Raw genomic sequence first — 17,358 nt, forward strand, 5'->3', positions numbered from 1 at the left:
TTCTTACAATCCTTGTTCTTTGGACGCTGCTGCGAGCAGGTCATCAGTGAGGACCAACTTGGCTTTAATAATATCTTCGAAAGGAAGATCTTGTGCCACACCGTCCACGAGAATTTGCACATTTCCATCCACAAGTCCGACCAGGCGGCCTGTGAAACGTTTGCGACCATCAATCAGGTAGGACATTTCTACCCTGGCTTCAAAGCCAGCAAAACGTTCAAAATCTTCTGCCCGAACAAGCGGGCGATCCACTCCGGGTGAACTCACTTCCAGAGAGTAGGCTTCGTCAATCGGGTCATCCACATCCAGAAGAGGAGAAACCGCGCGGCTGATTTTGGCGCAATCTTCCACATCCATTGTTTTGCGATCAGCACGTTCTGCCATGATTTGCAAGGTCGGATGACGATCACCCTGAATTTGCAAACGAACAATGACGTACCCCATTTCGGTGAGGGTAGGGGCAATAATTTCTTCAATGCGCTGCATTGCTGAAGACATGATGCAGTTTCCCTTTCCTAGTGATCGCATGGACCCAGTAACAAAAAAAGCGGACCAGGTGGCCCACTTCAATAAAGTCCACCGAAGTGGTTATGTATTGAGTTCGCCGCCTTTATACGCGCATTTTGTCAAAATGCAAGTAATTTTCTACGTTTTACGCGTATAGGGCTTGCTTTCAGGTCGTTATTTTCTTTTAAAGCGCAAATAAACGCAGGCTTTGCCTTGTCGGATTGCTTTTTGTTCGTAACGGCTTGGCGGCCAGTCATCGGGGCGCACACGCCAATCTTCCGGGCCTTCACAGATCCATTCAAAATCCGGATGTTTGGTCATATGTTCCAGCGTCCAGTCGATATAGGGCATATGGTCGCTGCCGACTCTAAATTCCGCTCCGCTTTTCAGAACGCGCGAGATCAGGGCCATATTATCGGGTCCGACAAAACGGCGTTTGGCGTGACGTTTTTTGCGCCATGGATCGGGGAACAGCAGGAATAAACGGTCAATGGAGCTATCCGGCATGACATCGAGCAACGGGCGTGCGTCATCATCCAAAATACGGATGCGATCTTGCAGGCCGCGGTTGTCCACGTGATTGAGCAGCATTGCCACCCCATTGATGAAAGGTTCGCACGCCAGCATGCCGATGTCGGGGTTGTTTTCCAGTTGAGCGGCGCAATGTTCCCCGCCACCAAAGCCGACTTCAAACCAGACCTGTTTGACCTCTGTTTTAAACAGAGACTTCGGGTCGAGCTGACTGCCATCTTCGGGGGGCTGAATACGCAGATCAGGCAGCAGGGTGTCCACAAGTTCCTGCTGGCGCGGCTTGAGCTTATAGCCCTGACGGCGTCCAAAGGTTTTCAGGCGCGTGGTATAGAGTTCTGGCGTATCTGACATGATCTACTCGTTTCAACAAAAAAGCCCGACCTTATAGCCGGGCTTTTTCGTACTTTTCAACAGTTGTTTTAGAACTGGCGTTTCAGTTCGTCCACAAGGTCTGTTTTTTCCCAGCTGAAGTGGCCTTGTTCTGTCGGTGTACGACCGAAGTGACCATAGGCGGAGGTTTCTTTGTAGATCGGGGCGTTGAGTTTCAGATGCTCACGGATGCCACGCGGGGACAGGTTCATGATTTCTGAAGCAATTTTCGCCAGTTTAAGTTCGTCAACTTGCGCTGTGCCGGCTGTGTCTACGTAAACAGACAGCGGCTTGGAAATGCCGATTGCATAAGACAACTGGATCGTACATTTGTCCGCAAGGCCCGCAGCAACGATGTTTTTCGCAAGGTAACGTGCTGCGTAAGCCGCAGAACGGTCAACCTTGGTCGGATCTTTACCAGAGAACGCGCCGCCACCGTGAGGAGCCGCACCGCCATAGGTGTCAACGATGATCTTACGACCTGTCAGGCCCGCATCCCCATCGGGGCCACCGATGACAAAACGACCTGTCGGGTTGACGTAAATTTCGTCGTCAGAGGGCAACCAGCCTTCTGGCAGAACTTCTTCAAAGTAAGGCAGGACCAATTCACGAACGTCATCCAAAGACAGGCTTTCGTCATGTTGTGTGGAGACAACCAAAGAAGTCGCGCGAACAGGCTTGCCATTTTCGTAAGCCAGCGTCACTTGTGATTTGGAATCCGGGCCAAAGCCTTTGACTTTGCCGGAGTGGCGATCTTCTGCCATGCGGCGCAGGATCTTGTGCGCGTACATGATCGGGGCCGGCATCAGTTCCGGTGTTTCGTTACAGGCGTAACCGAACATAATGCCTTGGTCGCCCGCACCTTCTTCTTTATCTGTCCCGGAGCCTTCGTCAACGCCTTGAGCAATGTCCGCAGACTGGGAGTGGATTTGAGAAGTGATTTCGCAATCTTTCCAGTGGAAGCCGCGTTGCTCGTAGCCGATCTCTCTGATGGCTTCGCGCGCGATTTCCTTGAAACGGTCGTGGTTCATTTCATCCGGGCCGCGGACTTCACCAGCCAAAGCAACAAAGTTTGTTGTGACCATGGTTTCAACAGCAACGCGGGAATACGGGTCCAGTTCGAGGAACGCATCAATGATAGAATCGGAGATACGGTCCGCAACTTTGTCCGGGTGACCTTCGGAAACAGATTCGGAAGTGAATAGATATTTATCGAGAGCCATTACAAGCGCCTTTCGATCAAAAGTTAAACGAATGGACCTAGGGCGTCTGTCTTTGCCCCACTTAGCGACATTTTTTGGTGTGGGTGCGCAAGCGGTCCAAATCCCCCCACAAACCTTGGATGAATCCTAAGGTTTAATAGGTTCGTCTTGTAACAGAACTGTATAACGGGTCAAGTATTTTCGTCGTCTTGTGACTCGTCGCACAGGACTTTGGTCAACTCAAACACGCGTCGCCGGATGGCGGGGTTGGTGATTTGATAGTAGTTGCGCACAAGCTCAAGTGTTTCGCGCCGCGTCATATTGTCGGTTTCAAAAGCGGACACGTCCGTGCTGAGCTGTTGGCTGACTTCTTTGTAGCGATCGTGACTGAGTTCTGTCGGCATTTCCTCGAAGAAATAGGAGATGGGGACATCAAGCACGCGGCTGAGATCATAAAGACGACTGGCGCCAATGCGGTTGGCGCCGCGCTCATATTTCTGGATTTGTTGGAACGTCAGGCCGACGGTTTCCCCCAGTTTGCTTTGGCTCATACCGAGAAGGGTGCGTATGTGGCGCAGTCTGGTGCCCACATGAATGTCGATCGGGTTCGCTTCTCCCGGTTTTTTCTTGGGTAGACCCACCACTTTAGCGATTGTTGACATTCGACGTCCCATTTGTATTGAGGGTTGAAAGTTATATCTTCCATTTGCTGAATTGATTATAAGCAGATCAGCCTGTCGTGCGCAACTCCGGTATTGTAAGAAAATATAATATTTAACTAACGGTTGATCTTTGTTTTGTCGGTAGAGAAATCAGAACTTGACCCAAGATCGTTAGGAGCAGGAGAATACCGCCCCAGGAAGCGGCCCCATAGCGGGCAAAAAACGGAATATGATCAAGGGGTTTTGCTAAGGGAACATCAACGAAGCGCTGCACCCCATAAGGGATAGAGGCCTGTGTACGCCCATAGCCATCGGTGATGACACTCACGCCTGTATTGGCGACACGCACCAGCGGTAGGCCTTCTTCAACGCTGCGCATCTTTGCACTTATTAAGTGTTGGTAAGGACCGGGGCTATTGCCGTACCAGCCATCATTGGTGATGTTGAGCAACCATTGCGGTCTTTTTTGCGGGTCGACAACTTCACCGGGGAAGATGATTTCATAACAAATCAAAGGGCTTAGGGAGGGCAACCCTGCGATTTCCAATGTTTGGGGGCCGCGGCCGGGGGTGAAATCAACCAACCCATCGGTTAATTTTGGAATGGGGTTCCAGTTGCGTAACGGGATATATTCCCCAAACGGGACAAGATGAAATTTGTCGTAGGTCGCAACAACCGAGCCCACTTCGTTGACGGCAACCAGAGAGTTCCAGACCTGAAACGGTTGCACGCCGCGTGGGGTCATGCGTGGCGTCCCTGTAATGACGGCCCCGCCTCTGGGGGTAATGGACGCCAGTGCCTTAAGCACATAAGGTTCACGATTAACCGAATAGGTCACCGCCGTTTCCGGCATGATAATATGTGTGGGGGCCAGATCGCCTTGGGGGGGTGTCAGGCTGAGATCTAGAAGCGTGTTAAAATTTTCAATCTTATGATCGTTGTCCCACTTGGTCTTTTGGGCAATATTCGGCTGGATCAGCCGTAACACCACATTGTCATGGTGTTCAACCGTTGCGTCGCTTAGTCGCAAGGCGCCACTTGTCCACAATAGGGCAGGGATGATCAGGACGGAAAGGGCCACCACAGCTTTTTGCTTTCCTTCCCGATAGAAAAAGCTCGCACTCAGGCTGGTGGCCAATACGGTAAAGAGGCTGAGCCCGAAAGAGCCGAAGACGCTGGTGCTTTGCAGGATTTCGTCACTAAAGCCCCAGATCGACGCCATCATATTCCAAGGGAAGCCGGTAAAGAGCCAGCTTCGCACCCATTCCATCGCTGTCCACGCGCAAGCAAACAGCAAGATGCGGCCTATGACCGCCCTGTCTTTCGGGCGATAGGCCCAGGAGAGATGGGCAAGCAGGGTGGTCAGGCCGTTAAACAGGCCGACCCCGATGGCAAGGGCGGGGACCGCGATGGGGATCAGCCAGCCATGCTTGTCCGGGTTGACCAAAAACGCGTTGGTGAGCCAATAGAGGCCGCCGCCAAAAAAGCCGATGCCGAACAGCCAACCGGTCAAAAAGGCCTGCTTTTTTGTCTCGCAATGATCGAGAAACAGAAACAAGCCGCCCATGCCGACAAAAGCCAGCGGGAAGATATAAATCGGGGGCAAGGCCGCGACAACGCACAGGCCGAGACCGATCAACAACAACGCACGTTTGTAGCCAGTGAGCTCAAGAATTTTTTGCAAAGTACTCTTCCGCTAGGGTTAGGCCATCCGGTGTGCCGACATGCAGCCAGTCGCCCTCATGAATAACCGCTTTGATCCGCCCGTTGGTGATGGCATCCATATAAATGTCGCGCAAGGACCATTTTGTGACGGTTTTATGGGCAAAGGCCTGTTTTGCTAAAATCTGCACACCAGTAAACACATAAGGCGCGCTTTCAGCCTTCCCCCGAAAGGTCGGTCGGCCTTGGTCATCGAGGAAAAAGTCACCGGTGCCGTCAAATCCGATCGCAGTCTCGCGCGGATGGAGCAGCAGCACCGCATCCATCTCATCCGGGTTCCAATGGTTGTGCAGGTTGGTGAGGGCTGGTTGGGTACCATTGACCAGCACCGCATCCCCGTTCAGCACATAAAAGGCATCGCCCGACAGATGGGGCAGGGCTTTGGTCACGCCGCCGCCCGTTTCCAACGGTTCGTCCTCCGGGGAGAACAGGATATTGAGGTCGCTGCGGTGTTTAAAATGATCCTGAATTTGATCGCCAAGGTAACTGGTGTTGAGCACGCACGTGTCCACACCCGCCTCGATCAGGCGATCAAGACAGCGATCTGCCATGGTGCGTCCGGCGACTTTGATTAACGGTTTTGGGGTGGTCAGGGTCAGCGGACGCATGCGGGTGCCAAGCCCCGCCGCCAGCACCATGCCGGAAGTTATGGCTTGAGACATGCGGGGATTCCTCGGCTGTCTTTAGGGATGTGGGTATCGACCCAGACTTTAACGTCTTTTAAGATCGGATGCTTCAAAGACCGTTCAAACAAACGCCAGACCCGCGGGATATGATGCAGGTAAATCGGCTTGTCATCGCGCATACAGAGACGGGCGAAAATGCCGATCACTTTGGCATGACGTTGCGCGCCCAGGATCGCGAAGGCGGCTTCAAAATCGTCGATATCCAAGTCACTAAAGGAACTGGTGTAGCGCATCTTCATTTCTTCGATCAGGCGGATGTCAATGTCACGGCGTGCATCTTCCAGCAAGCTGACCACATCATAGACGCCCGATCCGAGCACCGCGTCCTGAAAGTCCAACAGGCCACAAGCCGCATAATTGGCGCGCTCATTCAGCAGGAGTAGGTTATCCACATGATAATCGCGCAAGACCAGCTTTTTGGGGTGGCGTTGCACATATTTAAAGGCTTTGTCCCATGCCTCTAAATAAGAGGTGCGCATATCGTCAGTGACATAATCGTCGCCCAAAGCGGCTTTCATCCACCAGTCGGGCAGCAGCAGGGCTTCGTCCGCCAACAGCTTTTCGTCATAGTCGGGCAGGCCGCTGGGCAGGTCTTTGACATCTTCATGCAAATCCACCAGCACGTCGATGGCAAGCTTATAAAGCTCCCGTTCGTTCGCGCCCGCTTGCAACATGCGAGTATAGGTATTGTCGCCCAAGTCTTCCAGCAGGATGAAGCCGTCTTCGGCATCCTGTGCATAAATTTTTGGGGCGCTATAGCCGTGGTCTGTCAGGAACTTTGCGATTTTAACAAAAGGCTTCACCTTTTCCGGTGGCGGGGCATCCATCAGCACCACGCTTTCGCCATCGCGTTGCAGGCGGTAATATTTGCGAAAGGACGCATCCCCCGCCAGCAAGGGGCAATCCACACCGTCCCAGCCGTGCTTTTTTAAAAAACGTTCCCGTAAACTCGCGCGATCGTTCACAGTGTGATCTCCTTCAAACGGTCCAGCCAGTCGCCTTGGCTGGTAAAAGTCAGGGTGCGCGCGGTGTCATGACCTGCGGGCGCAATCTCGATATTTAGGCAATTCCACGGCAGGTAGGTGCCAAGTTTGGACGGCCATTCGATCAGGGAAATACCATCGTTGAAGGCTTCTTCAATACCCAGTTCCAAACTGTCATCGGGGCTGTCCAGTCGATACATATCAAAATGATACAGCTCTCCCGCGTCCGTGTCGTAAATCTGCACCAGCGTAAAAGTCGGGCTGGGGACTTCTTCATCCGGGGTGGTGAGGGCGCGGATAAAGGCGCGCGAAAAGACCGATTTGCCCATGCCCAGATCGCCATGGAGGGCAATCACATCGCCTGCGCGTGCAATTTGGGCAATCCGTTGAGCGCACACCTCGGTTTGGTGTTGATTTTCAATGTTTATTTTCATGGTTATTTAATACTAGACTTTGGCCTGTGTTTCATCGCATTTTAGGGCCAATTGGTTCTCGAATTCTTAAGAAGGTTTGGATAAATGACAGATTCCCACACAACCGATGTTGCCATCATTGGCGCAGGCCCGACCGGACTGTTTGCTGTTTTTGAATGTGGCATGTTGAAGATGAACTGTCACGTCATTGATGCGCTGGATATGATCGGCGGTCAGTGCACAGCGCTTTATCCTGAAAAACCGATTTATGACATTCCGGCCCATCCGGCGATCACAGGTGGCGACCTGATCAATAAACTGGAAGAACAGGCCGCCCCGTTTAACCCGATCTATCACTTGTCCCAACAGGTGACAAAACTGGAAAAACAGGCTGACGGCACCTTTGATCTGGAAACCAGCAAAGGCACCAAGATCAATGCCAAAGCCGTGATCATTGCCGCAGGTGTGGGCGCATTTGGTCCGAACCGTCCGCCGCTGGATGGCTTGCTGGATTATGAAGGCACATCCGTCTTTTATATGGTACGCCGTCGGGAAGACTTCCGCGATAAGCGCGTTGTTATTGCCGGTGGCGGTGATAGTGCGGTTGATTGGGCGCTGTCTTTGGCTGATGTCGCAAAGTCCGTACAAGTGGTCCATCGTCGTCCCAAGTTCCGCGCAGCCCCGGAAAGTGTCTCCAAGATGCAGCAGCTGGATAAAGACGGGACGATTGAACTGGTCGTGCCTTATCAGCTGGAAGGGCTGAAAGGTGAAGGCGATCAGTTGAGCGCCGTGGTCGTGAAAGATTTTGATGGCAATCTGCGTGATCTGGAAGCTGATGTCCTGTTGCCGTTTTATGGTCTGTCCCAAAACCTTGGCCCCATCGCGGAATGGGGGCTGGAGCTTGAGAAAAAACACCTGAATGTGCACCCGACCACCATGGCAACGTCTGAAGCGGGCATCTTCGGGGTGGGGGATATCATCACCTATGACAATAAGCTGAAGCTGATCCTGTGTGGTTTCTCCGAAGCGGCGATGGCAGCACGGGCGGCGCATGGGTACGCGTACCCGGATGAAGAACTGCACTTTGAATATTCAACGTCCATGGGCGTGCCGTCCGAGTAAGGTTGAACAAGATAAGAAACGCCTCGATGATCGTCGGGGCGTTTTTTTTTGATCAAATTATTTGACAAGGCGGCTGCTATGGGTTTTGATGAAACCATAAGGTTTAACGACAGGTTTGACACATGACCGTTTTGGACATCAGCACCGCTATTTTGATCGCCGCTTCTTTAAGCGCCGCGATTGCGTTGCGTGTTTACGGTCAAGAACGCCTATCCCTCCTCCTAGCACGACTTACTCGCCCCTGAGCGGGCATTGCTTCTTGTCCTCATTTGTAGAAAAAGTGACCTGAAGCAAGCGTTCAGGGGGCAAGGCCTGTTGCAATTTTGGGCCGATTTCATTACACAATATTGAAATCTTATTTCTGGGAAGAGCATAATGACAACCGATTCTAACCGCGTAATCATCTTTGACACCACTTTGCGTGATGGGGAACAGTCCCCCGGCGCCTCCATGAACCTGGAAGAAAAGCTGCGCATTGCCGCAACCCTTGAAGAAATGGGTGTTGATGTGATCGAAGCGGGCTTTCCGATTGCCTCGGAAGGGGATTTTGAATCCGTAACAGAGATTGCCAAGCGCGCGAAAACATCCTCTATCTGTGGGTTGTCCCGTGCGTCCAAAGGCGATATCCAGCGCTGTTATGATGCGATCAAGCACGCACCGATGCACCGTATCCACACCTTCATCTCCACCTCCCCCCTGCATATGAAATATAAATTGCAGATGGAACCGGAAGCGGTCTTGGCAAAAGTAAAAGAGTCTGTGACGTTCGCACGTTCCTTGGTGGAAGATGTGGAATGGTCCGCAGAAGATGGCACCCGTACCGAAGCGGACTTCTTGTGCCGTTGTGTGGAAGCCGCGATTGACGCAGGCGCCAGCACCATCAACATCCCGGATACAGTTGGCTACACGGTGCCGGATGAATATTTCAAGATGATTGAAATGTTGATGAACCGGGTGCCGAACATTGATAAAGCGCGGATCTCCACACACTGTCACAACGACTTGGGCTTGGCGGTTGCGAACTCTTTGGCAGCGGTGCAAGCCGGTGCGCGTCAGGTGGAATGTACAATCAACGGTCTGGGCGAACGCGCAGGCAACGCGGCGTTGGAAGAGATCGTGATGGCGATGCGCACGCGTCAGGACTTCTTGCCGTTTGAAACTGGGATTAAATCCGAACTGATCACCCGTGCGTCGCGCATGGTGTCTGCGATCACCGGCTTTTCTGTCCAGCCGAACAAGGCGATTGTCGGTAAAAACGCCTTTGCGCACGAATCCGGTATCCATCAGGACGGTATGTTGAAACATGCCGGTACGTACGAGATCATGACACCGGAAAGTGTCGGTCTGAACGATGCCAACAAGATCGTCTTGGGTAAACATTCCGGTCGTCACGCGTTTAAAGATAAATTGTCTGCGTTGGGTTATCAATTGGGCGACAATGCCTTGAACGATGCGTTTAAACGCTTCAAGGACTTGGCTGACCTGAAAAAAGAAGTCTTTGACGAAGATATCATCGCTTTGGTGGATGATGAGGTCATGCGCGTGAACGAACGTGTGAAGTTGAAGCATTTCCAAGTCACCTGTGGCACGCACGTTAAATCCCAGATCGCTGCTTTGGCGATTGAGGTTGATGGTGAAGAACGCAAAACCATTGCCGAAGGTGACGGTCCGGTCGATGCCGCCTTTAAAGCGATCAAGGAAATCGTGCCGTTGCCGGATGCGCATCTGGAACTGTATCAGGTATCAGCCGTTACAGGTGGGACTGATGCCCAAGCCGAAGTGACGGTTCGTTTGTCTGAAAATGGCAGAACGGTCAACGGACGGGGTGCAGATACAGATACCATGGTGGCATCTGTCACGGCTTATTTGAACGCGGTGAACAAGCTGTTTGTGAAACGCGGTAAGTCCAAGCCGGACGATGTCGGCGGCATCTAAGCTGCTTTAGACAATAAAACATGTCATTTTCAGGCACATATACACAAGGAACAGGCGTCGCAAGCTTTTGCGCGTTTGTTCCTTTGTGCCTGAAAACCGGCCTATTTCTTTCCCTATCTCTTCTCCTTCTCACACGACTTAGCCGCCTCTAAGCGCGTCTGGACCTTTGGGCTATTGACCCGTTTGATCCATGCACTTAGGGGGCAAGGCTTGGCGTGTGCGTAAGCCGATTTCATGTGTTTTATGAATTCAGTTTCAAAGAAAGAGAACGATATGAGTATCGAATCCAACCGCATTATTATTTTTGATACCACCTTGCGCGATGGGGAACAGGCCCCCGGCGCGACCATGAGCATAGAAGAGAAAATCCATCTCGCAGGCTATCTGGAAGCCATGGGCGTGGATGTCATCGAAGCGGGTTTCCCCATTGCCTCAGACGGTGATTTTCAGGCAGTGACAGAGATTGCCAAGCTTGCAAAGACCGCGACCATCAGCGGCCTGTCGCGTGCGGTGCGCGGTGATATCAAATGTTGCTACGATGCGATCCGTCACGCGCCCAACCATCGTATCCATATTGTGATCGCTGTGTCTGATCTGCATATGAAATATAAATTGCAGATCACCCGCGAAGATTTGATCGCGCGTATTAAGGATACGGTTTCATATGCCCGAACCTTAGCGGATGATGTGGAATGGTCAGCAGAAGATGCGACCCGCGCAGACCCCGATTTTTTATGTGAATGCATTGAAACCGCGATTGAAGCGGGGGCATCCACGGTCAATATCCCAGATACGGTGGGCTATACCGTCCCGCAGGAATATTTCGCCCTGATCCAGATGTTGAAACAACGTGTGCCCAATATTGATCAAGCCGTGATCTCCACACATTGTCATAATGATCTGGGGATGGCGGTCGCCAATTCCTTAGCTGCCATCCAAGGTGGGGCCCGTCAGGTGGAATGTACCATCAATGGGTTGGGGGAACGTGCCGGCAATGCGGCATTGGAAGAAATTGTTATGGCTTTGCGCGCCCGCCCCGATCAACTGCCCTACACAACCGGGATCAAGTCGGAGATGTTGTTACGTGCATCCCGCATGGTGTCTAATGTGACAGGATTTCCGGTGCAGGTGAATAAAGCGATTGTGGGTAAAAACGCCTTCCACCATGATTACTTTTTTTTCAAAGCAAGGGAGAGAACGGCATGAGGCCCTTTATGGTCGTTTGATGGCACAAAGCATGGGGTTGGTTAGGTCTGATCCTTAGCTTGGCTATTTGCTTTATTCTGCTTCACATCAGATAAAGGCCACCGAGTTTTGCGTCGGTCACCTTTATCTACTCCCTGACCCGTCCTAAAATATGTCTCCAATCTGTCAACTAATTTTAGGACGGGTTATCATCGTGTGCTTGTGATTGAGAAAAGGGATAATATGTGCGTTGAATGTTGGACGAGTGATTGGCTTAATATTGTTGTTTTTGTTTGGTGAATAATGATATCTATAACCATATAGATTTGGTGAGAGGGTCATTGTGGATACAACGCGTTTACAAAATCATTTTTCTTTCGGTGAAAATTGGCAATCATTTGTTGAAGAAGTTGAAGAAAAACATATTCAACAAGCGGTCAAAAGCTTAAGTAAACTATTTCCTAATGACGATCTTAGAGGAAAAACGTTTCTAGATATTGGGTGTGGCTCAGGAATGTCCATGCTCGCTGCAGTAATTTTGGGCGCGTCAGAGGTCAATGGCTTCGACATTGATCCTAATTCAGTTAAAGCCACCCAGACTCTTTTTGAAAAATATGCTCCTGAAGGGACAATCTGGACAGTTAGAGAGATATCTGTTTTGGATAAAGAGTCTTTACCTTCTGAAAAATATGATGTTGTTCATAGTTGGGGTGTTTTACATCACACAGGTGACATGTGGCGAGCTATTACAAACGCATCTACACTTGTAAAGGAAGAGGGGCTGTTTCTAGTCGCGCTGTATCGTAAAACACCATTGTGTTCTTTGTGGAAAATAGAAAAAGCAATTTATGCACATAGCCCTGGTTTCGTTCAAAAATTAATTTCCTTGCCTTATGTGTGTTTATATTACCTCAGAATTTTGATTGGCGGGCAGAGACCTAAAGACTTTATCGAAACTTATAATAATGTACGCGGCATGGATTTCCATCACGATATTCATGATTGGTTAGGGGGCTTTCCCTATCAGTCAGTTGAACCTTCAGAGGTTGTTAAAAATATTGAAAAGCTGGGTTTCCAGAGCAAGTACGTTTACGATAACTGTAAAGGTACAAAAGGTTTTTTTGGAACTGGTTGTGATGAATACTTATTTGTCCGAGATGCGAAAATCAATGTTGCAAAATAGATTTTCTATAAGTAATCGATTTGCAAGAAGTAATTTTTTAGCGTAAAGAAGGCCACGGATTGTATTGTCGGTGGCCTTTTTTATCAACGGTCTTTGACGACCAGTTTGACGGTTTCGCCTGCTTGCAGGCCGTCTTGCAGGGTTTCTCTGTTGAGGACTTTAAACCAGTCATCCTGCAGTTTTTCCACCTTCATGCGCTGGGCAAGCGACGTAATGGTGTCGCCGCGCCCGACACGGTGCAGGTCGATATGCAGCCCCTTGATGCTTTTGGCTTCCTGATAGGATAAACGCTTAAAGGAATAGGTCGTGCGTCTAAAGGGCAGCTCCATCTGTTGGGTCAGGTTGGTCGGGGTGAGGAACTGGAATTTAAAAATTTCATCCCCATCGGCGATGGCAAGATAGCGCACATCACGCACACCATTTTTGCTGTTGATACGGGTCACACCTGTTGCGGCTTCGAGATTATCTACGCGCAACGGCTGAACGTCCTGTAAATTATACTTGTTAGCCCAGACACTGGTCAGATACTGTGTTATCGGGATTTTGCCGACTTTGGATCGGGTCGTTTGAAAGACCATTGTGCTGCCGTTGTCGTGGATGGCGGCGACCAGATCAGGTCGGTTTATCAGTGTAAACCCTTCTGGTGCATCAAAGCGGAAACGCAGATCTGGATGGATGAAGCGTTGTCCCTCAATGATCCCCTGTTTGATGCTGGGGCCATATTCCAGCCCATCGATTTGAGCCAAAAAGACCTTGCGATTGGTCAGGTTGAGGTCGGCAGGGTAAGATTTGGCGATATTTTCCGAGGCGACAATACGCGAGCGTGTGTCCGGGTGAGAGGCAAAGATATTATAGTGGCTTTGCTGACCTTTTTGCCCCTGCATACGCGCGGTGGTTTCCGTATGTTCCGCCAGTTTTTTAAAGAAGGTGGCAGACGCTTTGGGATCATAGCCGAGCTTGGTCATATAGCGGATGCCCAACATATCGGCTTCCATCTCGTGATCACGCGAATAGCTGGCGATATAGGCTTGCCCAGCATAGTTGGCGAGATCACCAGCTGGCCCACCAACGACCATGCCTAACAAGGTTGCGCCAACACCGGTCAGGACAGACTTGCTGTAACGTTGGGCGGAATGGCGCGCGGTGACGTGCCCAATCTCGTGACCAAGGACGGCGGCGAGTTCGGCTTCATTTTCCGCCAAGCCAATAAGTCCGCGTGAAATGTAGATGTAGCCACCGGGCAGGGCAAAAGCGTTGATGATCGGATCATCCAGAACGGTGAAGGTCCATTTTAGGTTAGGCAGTTCAGAAACCTTGGCAAGGCGTTGACCCAGATCATCGACATATTGCGACATGGCGGCATGGTCATAGGCCCCGCCAAATTGTTGCAGAATCTTTGGATGTTCTTGCTTGCCGACTTGTTGTTCCTGTTGTTCGGACATCAGGCCCGTAAAGCTCTGTTTACCGGTTGCGGGATTAACCGAACAGCCGGTGGTGGACAGTGCAAGGAGGCCAAGGGCGGCAATAGGTGCAAGAAGTTTCATGAAATCAAGCCTTAAGGTTTCTCGTCCCCTTAAGATAGGAAAAATCCGCAGATGGGGAAAGCCCCATTTGCCGATATATTCCTTGTCGCTTCTGGTAAAACGCGCTACACCGCGCAGACTTCTTTTTATTTGGGACCATAAAATATCATGATCCGTTATCAACTCCTGTGTGAACATAACCACGAATTTGAAGCTTGGTTCAAAGACAGCGCGTCTTATGATGAACAGGCCGAGGAGGGGGAGGTTCAGTGCCCCTACTGCGGGAATGATAATGTGCGCAAAGCGGTCATGGCACCTGCGGTGAAGACGCGCAAAGAGACCGCGCCCAAGCCCGCCCATAATGTTAACCAGCAGGCAGCGATTGAAGCGGCGGAAAAAGCCGCAGACGATATGCGCGGCGGGGCTGACCCACAAGAAGTGGCGCAGGTCTTTATGGAAGTGGTGAGCAAATTGCAAAAGCATGTTGAAGAAACATGCGATTATGTCGGCAATGATTTTGCTGAAGAAGCCCGCGCCATCCATTATGGCGAAGCGGAAGAACGCGGTATCTACGGGGAAGCCACAGCCAAAGAAACGCAGGAACTGCGCGAAGAAGGTATTGAGGTTGTTGCCCTGCCGAAAGTGGTGGACAAAGAAAACTCCAATTAATTTGTTGGGATCGGGCTGAGGTGTAAGCGCTGGCTTTTGAGCGCCCGCACCATCTCGGCAATCATTTTCATCTCGCGCCCGTCGCGGGTGTAATACGTCTCTCTTTCATCCTCACTAAAGGCCCAGAAGGCCCAGCACCCATAAGGGTTGGGGTCGCTTTCCTCTGTGCCAATATTATGCGCTTGCGGATAAATCAGAATGATATCGTTTGATTCTGCGAGATCGTTATAGACGTATTTGTAAAAGGACTCGCCAAAGGTTACTTTCTCACCCGCTTTTGCGCTGCTGGCTTTGCCGGTGAATTGCCATTCGGGGAATTGTTGACAGCCATGCAGGGCCACATGGGTCTTGCACGATTTTTTGCCATCTGTACAGCCATCGGGGACATAGGCATAGCCCGTGGTGCCGATGCCGTGATCGTTCAGCTCTTGAGGGGTGGTGACGTTTTCGACAAAGGGCAGTTGGTCAAACTTATAAAGGTTGGCGTCCTTAAATGTTTTGGTGGTTTTTACCTCCCCATAAAGGTGCCACAGGATATCTTTACCGAGATCATAGCCGGGCAGGAAACCGAAATTGCAGTGGTAAATCCACGGATCATTGCCGCGCACCAAGGGGTTGGGGAACCACGGATATTGTTGGGCATTGCTGGGGGCGCACGGCGTCGCACGGTCACTGAAATTTTGATAGCGGTCATAGCGGCTTTTGGTCGTCGGCATGCCGTGGGCGACAGGATACAGCGGACCGTATGAGGGGATGTAAGACCATGCTTTAATGGCGTCAGTTTCCATAAAGGTCTTGTAAAACAGACGCGAGGCATTGCCAAGCAACGGGTTGATGACCTGATCGTTTTGGGAATTGAAGATAAAGACGCGATCATCTTTCAAATTCTCCAGCGGGGCAATTTTACCCTCAACGGACAGGGCTTTGGCCTTGGCAATATAGGTCGCCGCGGTTAGATCGGCCCCAAGGCCCAGCATACATTGTTGTTTGATGGTATCGATCTGGTCAGGGGCCATATTTTGCGCGCAAAAAAACGGCCCGCCCGCAACAGACCCCATGCCCGAAAAAATATCCGAATAGGCCACATGCAGTTGCTGCGCCATAAAGGCCCCGCTGGAGACACCGGAAACCGTGATCTGATCCGCATCCACTTTGGGGGCTGGGCCGTCTGCCCAAACCGGGAGTGCTGATAAGAGATAAAGTGATAGATATATAACGACGCGCATGAAATCCCCCTAAATCAAGTTAAGGGTAGTTTAGCCCTGATGGGTACGGCGCGACAAGTCTGTCTTGTTAATCGTTGTCTTCGCGCTCAAACGCGGCATTGGCGCGGGCGTCTGCTTTTTTCATGCTGAGGAAAGACAGTTTTAAAAGCAGAAGTAACAAGCCGGTGCAGCCCAGACCCAGCACGATAATGACTTCGAGGGAGAAATCTTCGAAATGGAAGTTCTCAATCAAGGTGCCAAATTTTGCTGTCAGATCATTCATTGCGATGTCTGTCCTTTTGTGGTCTGTATCTTGGCCCAAAGCGCCTGTGCCCCTTCATATGCCATATCGACGCTGAGGCTGTCCATCAGACTATCTGTTTTTTGATGGTCAAAATTTTCCGCGAACAGATCAAGGAACGGAATGGCGGTGCGTACGGTGGCGCAATGATCCCCCCACGGGGCATAGAGTTTTTCTTGCGTCGGTCCAAACAGACCAAGGGTCGGAATGCGCGCGGCTGTTGCCATATGCATCAGGCCGCTGTCGTTGCCGACATAAAACTGGCAGCGTTTCAGGCAGGCGAAAACCGTGGGCAGATCCAGCTCGCCGATCAGGTCTATTTTTTGATCGTTGGGCAAGTTGTCGATGAGATATTGCGCAGGCTCGCGCTCAGAAATATGTCCGAACAGCGCGATTTTGGCGTGGGGCAGGATCCCGTCTTGTGCGGTCAGGCGTTGCACAAGGTCCAGAAAATATTCCGCACGCCATGTTTTCCCGCGCCAGTTGGCTGTGGGGCCAACCGCCAAGATGGTTTCGTTTGCGGGTAATAATTTGTCGGCGGCTTGTTCGTGGTTGTCATTGGTCCATAAGACCGGCCCTGCAGGTGTAGGAAGTTTGAGCAGGTTTGAAAACAGCTCCACACGATGCTGCGTCTTATCATCGCGATGCAAATGTGTGCCGCGAAAGGTCGGGAACAAGTAAGTGATGGGACCATTGCGCAGGTCAATCACCCGATGCCACCAGGTAAAACCGCAGTCTTTCCATAAATCAACCCAGTGCATGGAGCGCTTTTTCTTGGTCATAATGTGGATGCGTTCCACCTGTGGGGTTGCCTCAAACAAGGGGGCAGCCACAGGGCCACAGGCAATGGTGAATTTTGCCTGCGGGTAGGTCTGGATGAGATGATCCAGCAGACCGGTTGACAGCACCGCATCGCCAATGCGGGTTGATGTGATGAACAGGATGCGCATCGAGGTTCCAAAATTGTGACTAATTTGCCGGGACAATACGCGCAAAATATCGTTCTGGCTAGAATGGATTTTGCAGACGTTTACGTAAACGTAAATGATTTTAAAATAGTCACTTTTATCGATTCGTTCTTATGTGGAAACGGTTTCTGTTTTGGGGTCAGGGGGTAAAAGTAGCCGGAGTCGGGGCTTTTTTCCCGTTTTAAGTATTTA

General features: G+C 51.0%; 18 protein-coding genes. 6 read left to right on the forward strand and 12 right to left on the reverse strand.

The genetic code is table 11. The features are described from left to right. Nucleotides 1-3 precede the first annotated feature (3 nt). From rimP to tsaE, 8 genes are all read right to left on the reverse strand, one after another. Nucleotides 4-498: a ribosome maturation factor RimP gene (gene rimP / locus Q397_RS0103530; RefSeq protein ID WP_028878235.1), complete on the reverse strand. Its 495-nt coding sequence runs from the start codon at nt 496-498 to the stop codon at nt 4-6. A gap of 183 nt (nt 499-681) precedes the next feature. Beyond that, nucleotides 682-1,389, reverse strand: a complete 708-nt coding sequence (gene trmB, locus Q397_RS0103535) for a tRNA (guanine(46)-N(7))-methyltransferase TrmB (protein ID WP_028878236.1) — start codon at nt 1,387-1,389, stop codon at nt 682-684. A 68-nt stretch (nt 1,390-1,457) separates the two neighbouring features. Further along, the gene (gene metK / locus Q397_RS0103540; RefSeq protein WP_028878237.1) at nt 1,458-2,630 is read right to left on the reverse strand and encodes a methionine adenosyltransferase; all 1,173 of its coding nucleotides are present in this window, start codon (nt 2,628-2,630) and stop codon (nt 1,458-1,460) included. Between the two features lie 170 nt (nt 2,631-2,800). Then, nucleotides 2,801-3,271: a helix-turn-helix domain-containing protein gene (locus Q397_RS0103550; RefSeq protein ID WP_028878238.1), complete on the reverse strand. Its 471-nt coding sequence runs from the start codon at nt 3,269-3,271 to the stop codon at nt 2,801-2,803. 112 nt (nt 3,272-3,383) lie between these two features. Then, nucleotides 3,384-4,955, reverse strand: a complete 1,572-nt coding sequence (lnt, locus tag Q397_RS20915) for an apolipoprotein N-acyltransferase (RefSeq protein ID WP_051609670.1) — start codon at nt 4,953-4,955, stop codon at nt 3,384-3,386. Then, nucleotides 4,939-5,655, reverse strand: a complete 717-nt coding sequence (locus tag Q397_RS20920; protein ID WP_051609671.1) for a nucleotidyltransferase family protein — start codon at nt 5,653-5,655, stop codon at nt 4,939-4,941. The genes lnt and Q397_RS20920 overlap by 17 nt, the downstream gene beginning before the upstream one ends. Further along, nucleotides 5,640-6,644 (reverse strand): aminoglycoside phosphotransferase family protein, encoded by a 1,005-nt coding sequence (locus Q397_RS0103565; RefSeq protein ID WP_084148917.1) that lies wholly within the window; start codon nt 6,642-6,644, stop codon nt 5,640-5,642. Before Q397_RS0103565 ends, Q397_RS20920 begins: the two co-directional genes overlap by 16 nt. Next, nucleotides 6,641-7,096 (reverse strand): tRNA (adenosine(37)-N6)-threonylcarbamoyltransferase complex ATPase subunit type 1 TsaE, encoded by a 456-nt coding sequence (gene tsaE / locus Q397_RS0103570; RefSeq protein WP_051609672.1) that lies wholly within the window; start codon nt 7,094-7,096, stop codon nt 6,641-6,643. The genes Q397_RS0103565 and tsaE overlap by 4 nt, the downstream gene beginning before the upstream one ends. Nucleotides 7,097-7,180: 84 nt before the next feature. Here tsaE and Q397_RS0103575 point away from each other — a divergent pair, with 84 nt between their 5' ends. From Q397_RS0103575 to Q397_RS20930, 5 genes are all read left to right on the forward strand, one after another. Beyond that, complete coding sequence (locus Q397_RS0103575) at nt 7,181-8,197, forward strand: NAD(P)/FAD-dependent oxidoreductase (RefSeq protein ID WP_028878241.1); 1,017 nt, start codon at nt 7,181-7,183, stop codon at nt 8,195-8,197. A gap of 122 nt (nt 8,198-8,319) precedes the next feature. Further along, nucleotides 8,320-8,442, forward strand: coding sequence for a hypothetical protein (locus Q397_RS25475; protein WP_276202105.1), 123 nt, complete (start codon nt 8,320-8,322; stop codon nt 8,440-8,442). A gap of 130 nt (nt 8,443-8,572) precedes the next feature. Next, nucleotides 8,573-10,132 (forward strand): 2-isopropylmalate synthase, encoded by a 1,560-nt coding sequence (locus tag Q397_RS0103580; protein ID WP_038012818.1) that lies wholly within the window; start codon nt 8,573-8,575, stop codon nt 10,130-10,132. Between the two features lie 273 nt (nt 10,133-10,405). Continuing rightward, nucleotides 10,406-11,338 (forward strand): beta/alpha barrel domain-containing protein, encoded by a 933-nt coding sequence (locus tag Q397_RS20925; protein WP_051609673.1) that lies wholly within the window; start codon nt 10,406-10,408, stop codon nt 11,336-11,338. Nucleotides 11,339-11,660: 322 nt separating this feature from the next. Then, the gene (locus Q397_RS20930) at nt 11,661-12,500 is read left to right on the forward strand and encodes a class I SAM-dependent methyltransferase (protein WP_051609674.1); all 840 of its coding nucleotides are present in this window, start codon (nt 11,661-11,663) and stop codon (nt 12,498-12,500) included. Nucleotides 12,501-12,583: 83 nt separating this feature from the next. On the opposite strand, the gene Q397_RS20935 is transcribed toward Q397_RS20930, so the two are convergent. Further along, nucleotides 12,584-14,044 carry a M48 family metalloprotease gene (locus tag Q397_RS20935; RefSeq protein WP_038012819.1) on the reverse strand — a complete coding sequence of 487 codons (1,461 nt, stop codon included), beginning with the start codon at nt 14,042-14,044 and terminating at the stop codon, nt 12,584-12,586. Nucleotides 14,045-14,191: 147 nt separating this feature from the next. Between Q397_RS20935 and Q397_RS0103600 the strand changes: the two genes are divergently transcribed. After that, a complete protein-coding gene (locus tag Q397_RS0103600) occupies nt 14,192-14,692 on the forward strand; it encodes a DUF1178 family protein (RefSeq protein WP_028878243.1) in 501 nt (166 codons plus the stop codon). Here the strand turns inward: Q397_RS0103600 and Q397_RS0103605 are convergent. The 3 genes from Q397_RS0103605 to Q397_RS0103615 form a co-directional block, all read right to left on the reverse strand. Continuing rightward, entirely contained in the window at nt 14,689-15,918 is a 1,230-nt protein-coding gene (locus Q397_RS0103605) for an alpha/beta hydrolase family protein (RefSeq protein ID WP_028878244.1), read from the reverse strand. The two genes, Q397_RS0103600 and Q397_RS0103605, sit on opposite strands and share 4 nt — an antisense overlap. A 67-nt stretch (nt 15,919-15,985) precedes the next feature. Continuing rightward, the gene (locus Q397_RS0103610; protein ID WP_028878245.1) at nt 15,986-16,180 is read right to left on the reverse strand and encodes a hypothetical protein; all 195 of its coding nucleotides are present in this window, start codon (nt 16,178-16,180) and stop codon (nt 15,986-15,988) included. Beyond that, on the reverse strand, nt 16,177-17,148 hold the full coding sequence (locus tag Q397_RS0103615; protein ID WP_028878246.1) for a glycosyltransferase family 9 protein: 972 nt from the start codon (nt 17,146-17,148) through the stop codon (nt 16,177-16,179). The genes Q397_RS0103610 and Q397_RS0103615 overlap by 4 nt, the downstream gene beginning before the upstream one ends. Nucleotides 17,149-17,358: the final 210 nt, after the last annotated feature.

Source organism: Terasakiella pusilla DSM 6293, assembly GCF_000688235.1.
GTDB lineage: Bacteria > Pseudomonadota > Alphaproteobacteria > Rhodospirillales > Terasakiellaceae > Terasakiella > Terasakiella pusilla.